10 protein-coding genes and 2 tRNA genes are annotated in these 12,616 nt (G+C 56.1%); 9 read left to right on the top strand and 3 right to left on the bottom strand.

Features of this window, described 5'->3' with window-relative positions:
* Positions 1-102: 102 nt before the first annotated feature.
* The 3 genes from ACXAGA_RS00390 (at position 103) to ACXAGA_RS00380 (ending at position 607) form a co-directional block, all read left to right on the top strand.
* Positions 103-179, top strand: a tRNA-Asp gene (locus ACXAGA_RS00390).
* Positions 180-211: 32 nt separating this feature from the next.
* Positions 212-288: transfer RNA gene (locus ACXAGA_RS00385), tRNA-Asp, on the top strand.
* A 97-nt stretch (positions 289-385) separates the two neighbouring features.
* A complete protein-coding gene (locus ACXAGA_RS00380; protein ID WP_475115549.1) occupies positions 386-607 on the top strand; it encodes an RND transporter in 222 nt (73 codons plus the stop codon).
* Positions 608-696: 89 nt separating this feature from the next.
* Here ACXAGA_RS00380 and ACXAGA_RS00375 read toward each other — a convergent pair whose 3' ends face one another.
* Positions 697-2,073, bottom strand: a complete 1,377-nt coding sequence (locus tag ACXAGA_RS00375; protein WP_475115548.1) for a M20/M25/M40 family metallo-hydrolase — start codon at positions 2,071-2,073, stop codon at positions 697-699.
* 184 nt (positions 2,074-2,257) lie between these two features.
* On the opposite strand from ACXAGA_RS00375, the gene hemA reads away from it, so the two are divergent.
* The 3 genes from hemA to ispG all read left to right on the top strand — a co-directional run bounded on the left by hemA (position 2,258) and on the right by ispG (position 5,984).
* Positions 2,258-3,481, top strand: coding sequence for a 5-aminolevulinate synthase (gene hemA, locus ACXAGA_RS00370; protein WP_475115547.1), 1,224 nt, complete (start codon positions 2,258-2,260; stop codon positions 3,479-3,481).
* 111 nt (positions 3,482-3,592) lie between these two features.
* A complete protein-coding gene (locus ACXAGA_RS00365; protein ID WP_475115546.1) occupies positions 3,593-4,783 on the top strand; it encodes a helix-turn-helix domain-containing protein in 1,191 nt (396 codons plus the stop codon).
* Between the two features lie 79 nt (positions 4,784-4,862).
* Complete coding sequence (gene ispG / locus ACXAGA_RS00360; protein WP_475115545.1) at positions 4,863-5,984, top strand: flavodoxin-dependent (E)-4-hydroxy-3-methylbut-2-enyl-diphosphate synthase; 1,122 nt, start codon at positions 4,863-4,865, stop codon at positions 5,982-5,984.
* 69 nt (positions 5,985-6,053) lie between these two features.
* On the opposite strand, the gene ACXAGA_RS00355 is transcribed toward ispG, so the two are convergent.
* Complete coding sequence (locus ACXAGA_RS00355) at positions 6,054-6,794, bottom strand: DsbA family protein (protein WP_475115544.1); 741 nt, start codon at positions 6,792-6,794, stop codon at positions 6,054-6,056.
* 126 nt (positions 6,795-6,920) lie between these two features.
* Here ACXAGA_RS00355 and ACXAGA_RS00350 point away from each other — a divergent pair, with 126 nt between their 5' ends.
* Positions 6,921-8,069 carry a pyridoxal phosphate-dependent aminotransferase gene (locus ACXAGA_RS00350; protein ID WP_475115543.1) on the top strand — a complete coding sequence of 383 codons (1,149 nt, stop codon included), beginning with the start codon at positions 6,921-6,923 and terminating at the stop codon, positions 8,067-8,069.
* Positions 8,066-9,286, top strand: coding sequence for an N-acetylmuramoyl-L-alanine amidase (locus tag ACXAGA_RS00345; protein ID WP_475115542.1), 1,221 nt, complete (start codon positions 8,066-8,068; stop codon positions 9,284-9,286). The genes ACXAGA_RS00350 and ACXAGA_RS00345 overlap by 4 nt, the downstream gene beginning before the upstream one ends.
* Here ACXAGA_RS00345 and ACXAGA_RS00340 read toward each other — a convergent pair.
* Entirely contained in the window at positions 9,280-9,900 is a 621-nt protein-coding gene (locus tag ACXAGA_RS00340; protein WP_475115541.1) for a class I SAM-dependent DNA methyltransferase, read from the bottom strand. The genes ACXAGA_RS00345 and ACXAGA_RS00340 overlap by 7 nt on opposite strands.
* Before the next feature lie 156 nt (positions 9,901-10,056).
* On the opposite strand from ACXAGA_RS00340, the gene ACXAGA_RS00335 reads away from it, so the two are divergent.
* Positions 10,057-12,564, top strand: coding sequence for a penicillin-binding protein 1A (locus ACXAGA_RS00335; RefSeq protein ID WP_475115540.1), 2,508 nt, complete (start codon positions 10,057-10,059; stop codon positions 12,562-12,564).
* Positions 12,565-12,616: the final 52 nt, after the last annotated feature.

Here is a 12,616-nt window from a genome sequence, read left to right as displayed (position 1 = left end):
TTTTTCAAAGTCTTTCATTTTTTTGCCAGAGGGCGCTTGACGCCGTCCGACACTGGCCTTAGAAGCCCCAACACGTTCGGTGAAACGCCGAAAAGAAGATACGCGGTTGTAGCTCAGTTGGTTAGAGTACCGGCCTGTCACGCCGGGGGTCGCGGGTTCGAGCCCCGTCAACCGCGCCACTTCTTTTCGATACGTCACAGGATGCCAGAGTGCGGTTGTAGCTCAGTTGGTTAGAGTACCGGCCTGTCACGCCGGGGGTCGCGGGTTCGAGCCCCGTCAACCGCGCCACTTTTACCCGATGGGTAAAAAAGAAAAGACGTCAGTTCGCTGGCGTCTTTCTTTTTTATCTAATATATCTCATTTCTGTTATATTTAAGGGGGCACCATGGCATTTATTGATTCTATCCCGTTGCAGATTCTGGTGATTGCGTCGCTGACATTAGGGCTCGCGCCGTTCGCGCCAGAGCCGCACATCTGGGAAAAGCTGAAGATGTTGGCGGCGGGAGAGTTGGTCAAACCGATCGATATCTTTGATCTGGTTCTGCACGGCACCCCATGGGTGTTGCTGGCGGCAAAGATTGTGCGCGAATTTATCTATAAGTCCTGACAGTAAAAAGCGCCGCGAAGATCGCGGCGCGCTGCCGGTGGCGCCTGCGGCGGGCAGGGGGCGTTGCCCCCTCTGGCCCAAAGGGCCATTCACCCCTTGTTCAGTGCGTCCAGAATGCGTGCCCAGCTACGCATACCTTTGTGAAAGCTGCGCAGGTCGTATTTTTCGTTCGGCGAATGGATCGCATCGTCATCGTTCGCGAATCCGATCAGCATCGAATCCATTCCCAGAATCGTTTTGAAATAGCCAGCGACGGGAATCGATCCGCCTGCGCCGATAAACGCAGCAGGGTTCGGCCATTCGTCGGATAGGGCAAGGCGGGCGGTTTCAAAGGCGGGGTTCGTTGTGGCCATCACGCTGGCAGGGCCTGCACCGTGATCGTGGAATTCGACGGTGCAGTCGGCGGGCAGTTGCGATGACACCCATGCCTGAAAATTGTCGCGAATCTTTTCTGGGTTCTGTTCGCCGACCAAACGAAAGCTGACTTTGGCCGAGGCTTGGGCGGGGAGCACAGTTTTGAACCCGTCGCCAGTATAACCGCCTGATATGCCGTTTACCTCGGCTGTGGGGCGGGCCCAGATTTGTTCCAGAACGGTTTTGCCGGTTTCCCCTGCGGGCACGGATAGGCCAACGTCAGACAGGAAAGCGGTGTCGTCGAACCCCAACGCGTCCCACTGGGCGCGCAGTTCGTCCGACAGGTCGGGCACACCGTCATAAAAATCGGGGACAGTGACGCGGCCGTTGTCGTCATGCAGGTTGCCCATGATTTTCGACAGCACGCGGATTGGGTTGATCGCGGGGCCGCCGTACATGCCAGAGTGCAGGTCTTTGTTTGGGCCGTGGATTGTGACCTCTTGCCCGACAAGGCCGCGCAGCATGGTCGTAATGGCGGGCGTATTATAGTCGAACAGCCCCGTGTCGCAGATCAGGGCCACGTCAGCGGTCAGTTCGTTCGCATTTTCCTGCATAAACGGCACCAGCGATGGGGAACCTGATTCTTCTTCGCCTTCTAGAAAGATCGTGATCTTGCAGGGCAGGGTGCCGTTTTCCGCGACAAAGGCGCGGCAGGCTTCGATAAAGGTCATCAGTTGGCCTTTGTCATCGGACGCGCCGCGGGCGCGGATGACTTTGCCATTGGGCGTGTCTTCGATCGCGGGATCGAACGGGTCGCGGTGCCACAGGTTCAATGGATCGACGGGTTGGACGTCGTAGTGACCATAAAACAGAACATGCGGCCCGCCAGAGCCGCCATGGGCCACAATCATCGGGTGACCGGGTGTTGTGCGGACGGTGGCGTCAAATCCAATGCCGGTTAGGTCTTTGGCGATCCATTCGGCGGTTTTGGCGCAGTCGTCTTTGAATGCTGGGTCCGTGCTGATCGATGGAATGCGCAGCAGGTCGAACAAACGGTCTGTCGCTGCGTCAAGATCGCTGTCGATACGGTTCAAAACCTGAGAAAGAGTCATTATATATCCTATCGCTATTGCGGATGACCTTAGGCCAGTGGTTTCGGGTGTCCAGAGGCGGGTTTGATCGAACAAATGTGACCCGTGTCAAAAGGTAGCGTATTGTTAGAAGCGTTCTAAGGCTATAAGACCTGACGAATGCGCCGTTAGCGACCTACGCTTGCCAGACGATAAGGAAGATGACGTGGATTATAACGCCCACCTAGATGCAGCGATCGGTAAACTACACGAAGAAGGCCGTTATCGGACCTTTATCGATATCGAACGCCGCAAAGGCCATTACCCTCACGCTGTATGGCGTAAAGACGATGGATCGGAACAGTCGATCACAGTCTGGTGCGGTAATGACTATTTAGGCATGGGGCAGCACCCTGTCGTTCTGGCCGCAATGAAAGAGGCGTTGGACGCAACCGGCGCGGGTTCTGGCGGCACGCGCAATATTTCTGGCACCACGGTTTACCACAAACGCCTAGAGGCCGAACTGGCGGACCTGCACCAGAAAGAGGCATCGCTGCTGTTCACCAGCGCGTATATCGCCAATGACGCGACCCTTTCGACGCTGCCGAAATTGTTTCCTGGCCTGATCATCTATTCGGACGAGCTGAATCACGCATCGATGATCGAAGGTATCCGCCGTAATGGTGGGGCTAAGCGTGTGTTCAAACACAACGATCTGGACGATCTGCGTGCCAAACTGGCGGCGGATGATCCTGCGGCTCCGAAACTGATTGCATTCGAATCCGTTTATTCGATGGATGGCGATTTTGGTCCGATCAAAGAAATCTGTGATTTGGCGGATGAATTTGGCGCGCTGACCTATCTGGACGAAGTCCACGCAGTGGGCATGTACGGCCCGCGCGGCGGCGGCGTTGCGGAACGTGACGGCCTGCTGGACCGTATCGACATCATCAACGGCACCTTGGGCAAAGCATTCGGGGTCCACGGCGGTTACATCGCAGCATCCGCGAAAATGTGTGACGCTGTGCGGTCCTATGCGCCTGGATTTATCTTTACCACATCGTTGCCGCCTGTTGTGGCAGCGGGTGCGGCCGCATCCGTGGCACATCTGAAAACCGATCAGGCGCTGCGCGATCTGCATCAGGAACGTGCCGCTGCGCTGAAACTGCGCCTAAAGGGGCTGGGCCTGCCGATCATCGATCACGGATCGCACATCGTGCCGGTGGTTGTGGGCAACCCCGTGCACACCAAAATCCTGTCCGATCACCTATTGGAAGATTTTGGAATTTACGTTCAGCCGATCAATTTCCCGACCGTGCCACGCGGCACAGAACGTCTGCGTTTCACGCCGTCGCCTGTCCATGGGCCAAAGGAAATCGACAAACTGGTGCACGCGATGGACAACCTATGGAGCCACTGTGCGCTGAATCGCGCCGAAATGGCAGGTTAACTAATTTATGCACATGCATGGTTGTTTCGTGTATGCTAACGCTTAGCAAGGCGCTGACGAGGGGACGAATCGTATAAAGCGCCAAGGCATTGAGGGCAGCGGGACAGCCACATGATTGGTTTGAACTTCAGACGCAAATCTGCGCCAGAAGGCGAAGAAGCCAAAGGCTTTGACGCCTATGATCTTCGTCTTGGGGATCTGATGCGTGGTGAACGCGCGACAATGGGCAAAAGCCTGTTGGACGTTCAGCGTGAACTGAAGATCAAAGCTGCCTACATCGCTGCCATCGAAAACGCAGATCCGTCCGCGTTCGAAACCCCAGGTTTTATCGCAGGTTATGTCCGGTCTTATGCGCGCTATCTGAATTTGGATGGCGACTGGGCCTATGAATGTTTCTGCAAAGAAAGCGGTTTCACCACCGCGCATGGCATGTCTGCCGCCGCATCGTCGCCCAAAGCGGCAAAGCCTGCGTTCGAAGACAAACAGCCAAACAAAGATATCTTTGCCTCTCCGCGTACGCCTTTCGTGCCCGCTGGCGAAAGCATGTTTGCCAACATCGAACCGGGTGCTGTTGGGTCGGTCATGGTTTTGGCTGCTCTGATCTGCGGATTGGGTTTTGGTGGATGGACCGTTTTGCAAGAGGTGCAAAAAGTCCGTTTCGCGCCCGTTGAAAACACGCCTATCGTAACGGCGGATCTGGATCCGCTGTCTGGCGTTGGTGTGATCGGCGATGATGCCGGTGCAACAACCGCCGTATTTGAGGCGCCCGCGCTGGATGGTTTGGATCGCCTGTACCGTCCGCAAGCGTTGGACGTTCCCGTGATGATCGCGCGTGACGGCCCGATTTCGTCGCTGAACCCATCGGCGATTGGCGTTCTGGCGCCCGAAATCGTTGAAGAAACAGTCGTCGCAGATGCTGGTTTGGCTATCGAAACCCCTGTTGCCGGAACCGTTCAGGTCACCGAAGGCCCCGCGCCAGAGCTGGCCATGGTTGCCGTGCGTCCCGCATGGGTGCGTGTTCGTGCAGCGGATGGATCCGTTCTGTTCGAAGGCATTATGAACGCAGGCGACACGTGGACTGTGCCATCGACCGAAGAACCGCCCACCTTGCGCGTTGGCGAATCCGGTGCGGTGTATTTCCAGATCAACGGCACGCCTTACGGTCCAGTTGGGGATCGCGGTGTCGTGACGTCTAATCTGGCGCTGTCGGCTGATACGCTGTCCGAAACCTATTCGGTTGCCGATCTATCCTATGACGAAGATTTGGCGCGCGTTGTGAACGTGGCCGAGGTTCAGCAGTAACCTTTCTTTGTGCTGTCAGCCGTTGCCTGTTTGCGTGTAGCGAATTAGGTAAGGGACAGACTGCAATGATAGGTGTCTGATGTCACATAATCCGATCCGTCCATGGCGTAATATTGAACGCCGTAAATCCCGTCAGATCATGGTGGGGAACGTACCGGTTGGTGGCGACGCGCCGATTACCGTTCAGACGATGACAAATACGCTGACCCACGACGTCAAAGGCACGTTGGGTCAGATTATCGCAGCAGCAGAGGCCGGCGCAGATATCGTTCGCGTTTCCGTGCCCGACGTCGAATCCAGCGCCGCAATGAAAGAAATTTGCCGCGAAAGCCCAGTGCCAATCGTCGCGGATATTCATTTTCATTATAAACGCGGTATCGAAGCGGCCGAGGCCGGCGCGGCCTGTTTGCGGATTAATCCGGGCAATATCGGCGATGAATCGCGCGTCAAAGAGGTCATCAAAGCTGCGCGGGACAACAATTGTTCGATCCGCATTGGTGTGAATGCAGGATCGTTGGAAAAACATCTGCTGGAAAAATACGGCGAACCGACCCCTGATGCGATGGTCGAATCCGGTTTGGAACACATCAAAATCCTTCAGGATAATGATTTCCACGAATTCAAAATCAGCTGCAAAGCGTCTGATGTTTTCATGGCCACGGCGGCCTATCAAATGTTGGCGGATGCCACGGATGCGCCGATCCATTTGGGGATCACCGAAGCGGGTGGTCTGATGTCGGGAACGATCAAATCGGCGATCGGATTGGGCAATCTGTTGTGGGCAGGCATCGGTGATACGATCCGCGTCAGTCTATCGGCCGATCCGGTCGAAGAGGTGAAAGTTGGCTATGAAATCCTGAAATCGTTGGGATTGCGCCATCGCGGTGTGAATATCATTTCGTGCCCCAGCTGCGCACGCCAAGGTTTCGATGTGATTAAAACGGTCGAAATACTAGAGGATCGTCTGGCCCATATTAAGACGCCGATGAGCCTGTCGATTATTGGCTGCGTTGTGAACGGCCCTGGTGAGGCGTTGTTGACGGATGTTGGTTTTACGGGCGGCGGTAACGGCGCCGGGATGGTGTATCTGGCTGGTAAGCAAAGCCACAAGATGAGCAACGACCAGATGATCGACCACATCGTTGAAGAGGTCGAAAAGAAAGCCGCCCAGATTGATGCGCAATCTGAAGCGGCAGAATAATGGGTATTAAAATGTGCGGGGCCTGCGGGCCCCGCGTTGTTTCATGACCGCTGCGCGGTCGGTGGGTGCTTAGTCCGCGCGTTGCGCTTCGACCATGGCCATCATCGTGTCCAACGGGACGTAGCCGCGCACCAATTCGTCCTCGATGACAAACGTGGGGGTGCCCGAGATGTTTAGGCGTTGGGCAAGTTCCATGTTTGCGCGCAAGACGTTTGTTACGTCGTCTGATGACATGTGTTCGAAGATCGGGGCAGGGTCGAGGCCGACGGTCGCTGCAATTTGCGACAGGGTTTCTGGAGTGATATCGCTGCGTATCGTCATGAGCGTGTCATGCACGAATTTATAGGTATCATCGCCGTGGAGTTGCAGCACTGCGACCGCAAACTGTGATGCGAGGGTCGATTGTTCGCCTAGGATCGGGAATTCCTTGACCACAAAGCGGATGTTGCCATCGGTCGAGATCAGTTGTTCAACCTCGTCAAAGGCGCGTTTGCAATAGCCGCATTTGTAATCCAAAAATTCAACGACGGTGATGTCGCCTTCGGGGTTGCCGCCAACCCACGAACCAGGATCGTTTTGGATCAGGTCCAGATTATTGATCGCCATTTGCTGGTCCGCTGCGGCTTCGGCTGCGGCTTGACGGTTTTCTAGGACGCCGATGGCTTCCATCAGGACCTCGGGGTTGTCCAACAGGTAGGCGCGAATTTCAGCGCGAAATGCATCGCGTTCGGCATCCGACATCGCAGTCAGATCGGTTGCAAGCGCCGGCGTGGCGAGGCCAAGAGCGAGGGCGAAGGCGAGGCGTTTCATATAGGTCTCCGATTTTTCGTCCGGCAGAGTTCTGCACATCGCGGCGCAGTTGCCAAGGGTCTGATTGACGCGGGGCGTTTGGGGCGGCAAACACGTACCAAGCATAAAGACAATACGAGGCATGTCATGCGGGTATCAAGACGAAGCGCGGTCGATCCCTTTATCGTGATGGATGTCATGGAGGCCGCCCGCAAGGCTGAAGCGGCAGGGCGTCATATCATTCATATGGAGGTTGGCCAGCCGTCGACAGGGGCGCCGCAGGCGGCTTTGGACCGTTTGGCACGCGATATGGCAGATGGGCCGCTGGGGTATACGGTGGCTTTGGGCATGCCAGAACTGCGCCGCAGGATCGCGCAACATTATGGCGAATGGTATGATGTGGATTTGAACCCTGACCGTGTTGTTGTGACGGCTGGTGCCTCGGGCGCGTTTTTGCTGGCGTTCACGGCGCTGTTCGATACCGGCGATCGGGTTGGTTTGGGCGCGCCGTGTTACCCGTCGTATCGTCAGATTTTGCGGTCGTTCGATATTAACGCGGTCGATATTCCAACGACGTATGACGCAAATTTTCAGCCCGTTCCCTCCGATATTGACCAATATGACCTAAAGGGATTGATTGTCGCATCACCAGCAAACCCGACGGGCACAATGTTGGGGAAATCAGAGCTGCAGTTGCTATCGGATGCATGCACTGTGCATGATACGTCGTTGATTTCAGATGAAATTTACCACGGGCTAGATTACGGGGTGCCCGCCGTTACAGCCGTGTCTGTGACAGATGATGTTTATGTCGTGAATTCGTTTTCGAAATATTTCAGCATGACGGGGTGGCGTGTCGGTTGGATGGTTGTCCCCGAAGATCATGTTCGCGTCATCGAACGGATCGCGCAGAACCAATTTATTTGTCCCAGCCATGCGGCGCAGCGTTTGGCGCTGTATTCGATGGACTGCCGCGATGAATTGCAGGCCAATATCGACGTGTACGCAGCCAACCGAAAAGCGATGATCGAAGGTTTGCCAAAAGCAGGATTTACCGTCTTTGCGCCGCCCGATGGTGCATTTTATGTGTATGCAGATGTGTCTGCCTATACCGATGACAGCCTAAGCTTTGCGGCAGAGATTTTGGATAAGGCCGGCGTTGCTGTGACGCCCGGTTTGGATTTCGATGGGGTGCAGGGGCATAAATGGATACGGTTTTCCTATGCGCGCGCCCATGCGGATATTTTAGAAGGTTTGCGCCGGTTGGCTGATTTCATGGCGCAGAGGACAACATGAAAAAAATCCTATCCATCGTTTTTGCGGTCTGCGCCTCCTTTGCCTCGGCGCATGATTTCACAGGTCTTGCGCGTCTTGACGTGACCAATTCCGAAATTCGTGATGTGCGGCGCGGGGTCGAGGTCGATCTGTTTTTGTCGCAGCCTGTGCCATATCGTGTCTACACCTTGGTCGATCCGATGCGATTGATCATGGATTTTCGCGAAATCGACTGGCGCGGCGCTGAACGCGAACAGCTGCTGCAAGCGGACCGCGTTGACGATCTGCGGTTCGGTGCGTTGCGTCCCGGATGGTCGCGCATGGTGGTGGATTTGGCCGAACCCATGACCGTCGAAGAGGCGGGGATGTCCGTGAATACCATCGACGGGACGGCGCATTTATTGGTGCGGCTGCGTCGGGCAAGTTTGGATGAATATGTCCAGAAATCTGGGGCGCCTGCCGATCCGGGGTGGGACATGATGGCGGCGGTTGATCCAACGACTACGGCGCATATCCCTGCCAATGATGATGGGGTGTTTACGGTGGTTTTGGACCCCGGGCACGGTGGCATTGACCCGGGCGCGGTGCGCGGCGGCCTGAAAGAAGCCGATCTTATGCTGCGATTGGCATCCGAGGTGGCGGAAACGATCAACCGGATTGGCGGAATGCGCGCGGTGTTGACCCGCACGAGCGATATTTTCGTACCGCTGGAGGAAAGGATGACAATCGCGCGGGCGGCAGGTGCGGATGTATTCCTTTCGCTGCATGCCGATGCCTTAGACGGAGACGAAGTGACATCGGGCGCGTCTGTTTATACGTTATCGCAAGACGCGCAGGACACGGCATCGCAGCGGATGGCAGAACGCCATGAACGCGGTGATTTGTTGGCTGGGGTCGATTTGTCGGGCCAAGATGACACCGTGGCGACTATTTTGATGGACCTTGCGCGACTGGACACAGCCCCAGAAAGCAAGAATTTGGCGCAGGAATTGGTCACGGCTTTGACCGACACAAAGGCGCGCGTGAATTCCAATCCTGAACGCGAGGCATTATTGGCTGTTCTGAACGCGGCCGATTTTCCATCCGCCTTGGTCGAAGTTGGATTTTTGTCGAACCCAGCGGACCGCGAAGCGTTGCAAGACCCAGAGCGTCGCGCTCGGGTCGTTGCGGGGATTGTTTTGGGGCTACAGCGATGGGCCGCCGATGCAGCGGCCCGCGATGAATTGCGCCGTCAGTGATCTGCTGATTTGTAGCGGGCCAGCCAGATGGTGCGCCCGCCGCATTCCGGATCTTCGGGGACGAATGCCAATTCGGTAAATCCGTTTTCGGCCAACAGGGCGCGATATTCGTCTGGCGACAGGGACGCGTGATAGACCGCTTCGCCTTCGACTTCGCCGATTTCGACGCCCTCATATGGGCCGGATGTGAACATCAGAGCAGCGTTTTCGGCAGCATGGGCTGCGAATACCGGAAACATGGCGCGCTGATCGGCAGGGGATAGATGAAAGAAACTGTCCCACGCCAAAATCGCATCATAGGTTTGGCCCAACGACAGTCCGCGCATGTCGCGGTGTATTGCGGTCTGGTTTGGCAATACGTTGCGAAACAGTGCGATCATGCTTTGCGCGCCATCAACGCCCGTAACGGCGATGCCGCGATCCGCCAGATATTCGGCAATTGGGCGGCCTGCGCCACACCCCAAATCCAACACTCGACGGCGGCCCTGATGATGCGGGGCGGCCGATATCATTTTGTCCAGCCATTTGCGTTCTTGCAGGCGGCGGTCACGACGTTGCGCCCATGCTGGGCCGACTCGGTCGTAGGTAGCTAGAATATTTTCAGGCGTGCTCATGACGCGCATTTGATCGGGATTTGAAGGCAGGGCAATACGATTGCGTTTCGGCGCCCCCAAAGCGGCATTTCCTTGCCGAAATCGCTGTTTGGTGTTTTGACCTGCCCAAATAGTGACCGTATAAGCGACCCAACTATCCAAAGGGGTTATCCGCCAGTGCTGCGTTTTATCATGTCCTTCTTCGGGGCTATCTTTACGATGGTCACTCTTGGTCTTGTTATGGTGGCGCTGGGCATCGGCGGTATCTTTTCGTTCTACAGCAAAGATTTGCCATCGACAGAAACCCTGTCGCGATACCAACCTGCGACGATCAGCCGTGTGTATTCGGGCGAAGGCGCGATCATCGACGAATTCGCCCGCGAACGCCGTTTGTTCACACCAATCGAAGAAATTCCCGAAATCGTCCAATACGCCTTTGTGTCGGCCGAGGACCAGAATTTCTTTACTCACCCTGGCTATGACATTCGCGGTATCGCCGCGGCTGCGCTAGAGGCGATCCAGTCGCGCGGATCGGACGTTCGCGGTGCATCGACCATCACCCAGCAGGTTATGAAAAACTTTCTGCTGTCGTCCGAACGCAGCGCCGAACGCAAAATCCGCGAATTGATTTTGGCTGTGCGCATCGAACGCGTGATGGACAAAAGCCAGATTTTGGAACTGTACCTGAACGAAATTTTTCTGGGTCAGAATTCATCGGGCGTAACGGCTGCGGCGCAAAGTTATTTCAACAAACCACTGTCGAACCTAACCCCGGGCGAAGCAGCATATTTGGCGGCGCTAGCGCAGCGCCCCGGTAACCTGCACCCCGTTCGCCAATACGAAGATTCCGTTGCCCGCCGTAACTACGTTCTGGGGCGTTTGGCCGAAGACGGTTATATCACCGAAGAGGTAGCCGCAGCCGAAAAAGCGTTGCCTTTGCGGACGGTTCAATCGGGCGATTATGACAGTTTCCGGTCGCAACTGCCGCCGCGCAACTATTTCACCGATGAAATTCGTCGCCAGCTGTCGCGCAACTTTGGCGAAGAAGAGTTCTTTACCGGTGGTCTGTCTATCCGTGCGACGATTGACGCAGACATGCAGATCGTTGCCGAACATGCGCTGCAACAAGCGCTAGAGGAATACGACCGTAATCTGGGCCAGTGGCGTGGAACGGGGAAAACGATTGCCGCCGATCAGCTGGAAACCGAAGAGTTGTGGCGTGCCGCGCTGTCGTCTGTTTCGGTGCCGCGCGATATCACGTTGGTGAACGACTGGCTGCCTGCCGTTGTTCTAAACGTCGAAGATCAGCAGCTAACCGTTGGCATCGAAGGTGTCGATGGAACGCAAACCGTCCCGCGCGAAGATATCCGTTGGCTGGTTGGCGATTTCTTTGACAACTTTGACATTGGCGATGTGGTGCATGTGCGCCGCATGACCGAAGGCGGCGAATTCGTTCGTTGGTCTTTGCGTCAGGTGCCCAGCGTTCAGGGCGCGTTTATGGCGATGGACGTCAACACAGGCCGCGTGATCGCGATGCAGGGTGGTTTCAGCTATCAGGCGACCGAATTGAACCGCGCGACGCAATCGTTCCGCCAGCCTGGTTCGGCGTTCAAACCATTCGTCTATGCGTCGGCATTGGATAGCGGCTATTCGCCAGCGACCATCGTTGTTGATGCTCCGATTGAAATCAACACACCGCAGGGCCTGTGGCGTCCGCAAAACTCGTCCAACCAGTTCTATGGTCCGACCCCGCTGCGCACAGGTATCGAACAATCGCGTAACCTTATGACCATCCGTCTGGCCCAAGAGGTTGGGATGGACGTCATCGCCGATTATGCCGAACGCTTTGGCGTTTATGACGAAAACCAGATGGGTGAATACCTGTCGGCATCGCTGGGCTCCGAAGAAACGACCCTGTTCCGTTTGGTGGCGGCCTATTCGATGTTCGCAAACGGCGGCGAGGTGGTCGAACCAACGCTGGTTGACCGCGTTCAGAACCGATTTGGCGAAACTGTTTACCAACACGACACACGGACCTGCGTTGATTGTTCGATTGCTGCATTGCCTGCGGGCGAAGCACCGACCATCCAGTCGAACCGCGAACGCATCATGAATGCAGTCACCGCGTACCAGCTGACATCGATGATGGAAGGCGTGGTAAAACGCGGCACCGCCAGCAGCGTGATCAACCTGCCTGTTCCGATTGCCGGTAAAACCGGTACGACCAACGACGCCAAAGATGTCTGGTTCGTGGGCTTTTCGTCCAATATCGCGGCGGGCTGTTACATTGGTTACGACACGCCAACCCCGTTGGGACGCGGCGTATACGGCGGCACCACCTGTGGCCCTGTGTTCCAGCGTTTCATGGTCGAAGCGATCAAAGAATACGGTGGCGGCCCGTTCAATGTGCCTGATGATTGTCAGTTCATTAATATCGACCGCTTTACCGGTGCGCGTTTGCCTGACGGATCGTCTGGTCCAAATGTGATTTCTGAATGTTTCCGCGTTGGCGAAGAACCGATTTTCGGTATCATGTTCGATGGCGGCTTTGCCATGTCGGCTGATCTGCCGTTGTTCGAAGAGGTCCAGCAGGAAACCCGCAGCGTGACCACATCGGATGGTAACACCGCGACCGTTGGCCCGAATGCGTCCTTTGGTACGTTGTCGTCGGGCGGCCTGTACTAACGGCCCATACTCTCGGCTTGCCCGCACAGCGGGCAAGCGGTATGACCCCAAG

The organism is Marivivens sp. ABH4_498 (genome assembly GCF_056160585.1).
Note: the sequence above shows the minus strand (reverse complement) of the source record. Positions and strands in the feature narration are given on the sequence as shown.

Excerpts from the sequence above, each read along its gene's own strand:
- ACXAGA_RS00380 (WP_475115549.1), top strand. The coding sequence starts at position 386 with ATGGCATTTATTGATTCTATCCCGTTGCAGATTCTGGTGATTGCGTCG.
- ACXAGA_RS00375 (WP_475115548.1), bottom strand. The coding sequence starts at position 2,073 with ATGACTCTTTCTCAGGTTTTGAACCGTATCGACAGCGATCTTGACGCA.
- ACXAGA_RS00365 (WP_475115546.1), top strand. The coding sequence starts at position 3,593 with ATGATTGGTTTGAACTTCAGACGCAAATCTGCGCCAGAAGGCGAAGAA.
- ispG (WP_475115545.1), top strand. The coding sequence starts at position 4,863 with ATGTCACATAATCCGATCCGTCCATGGCGTAATATTGAACGCCGTAAA.
- ACXAGA_RS00355 (WP_475115544.1), bottom strand. The coding sequence starts at position 6,794 with ATGAAACGCCTCGCCTTCGCCCTCGCTCTTGGCCTCGCCACGCCGGCG.
- ACXAGA_RS00350 (WP_475115543.1), top strand. The coding sequence starts at position 6,921 with ATGCGGGTATCAAGACGAAGCGCGGTCGATCCCTTTATCGTGATGGAT.
- ACXAGA_RS00345 (WP_475115542.1), top strand. The coding sequence starts at position 8,066 with ATGAAAAAAATCCTATCCATCGTTTTTGCGGTCTGCGCCTCCTTTGCC.
- ACXAGA_RS00340 (WP_475115541.1), bottom strand. The coding sequence starts at position 9,900 with ATGAGCACGCCTGAAAATATTCTAGCTACCTACGACCGAGTCGGCCCA.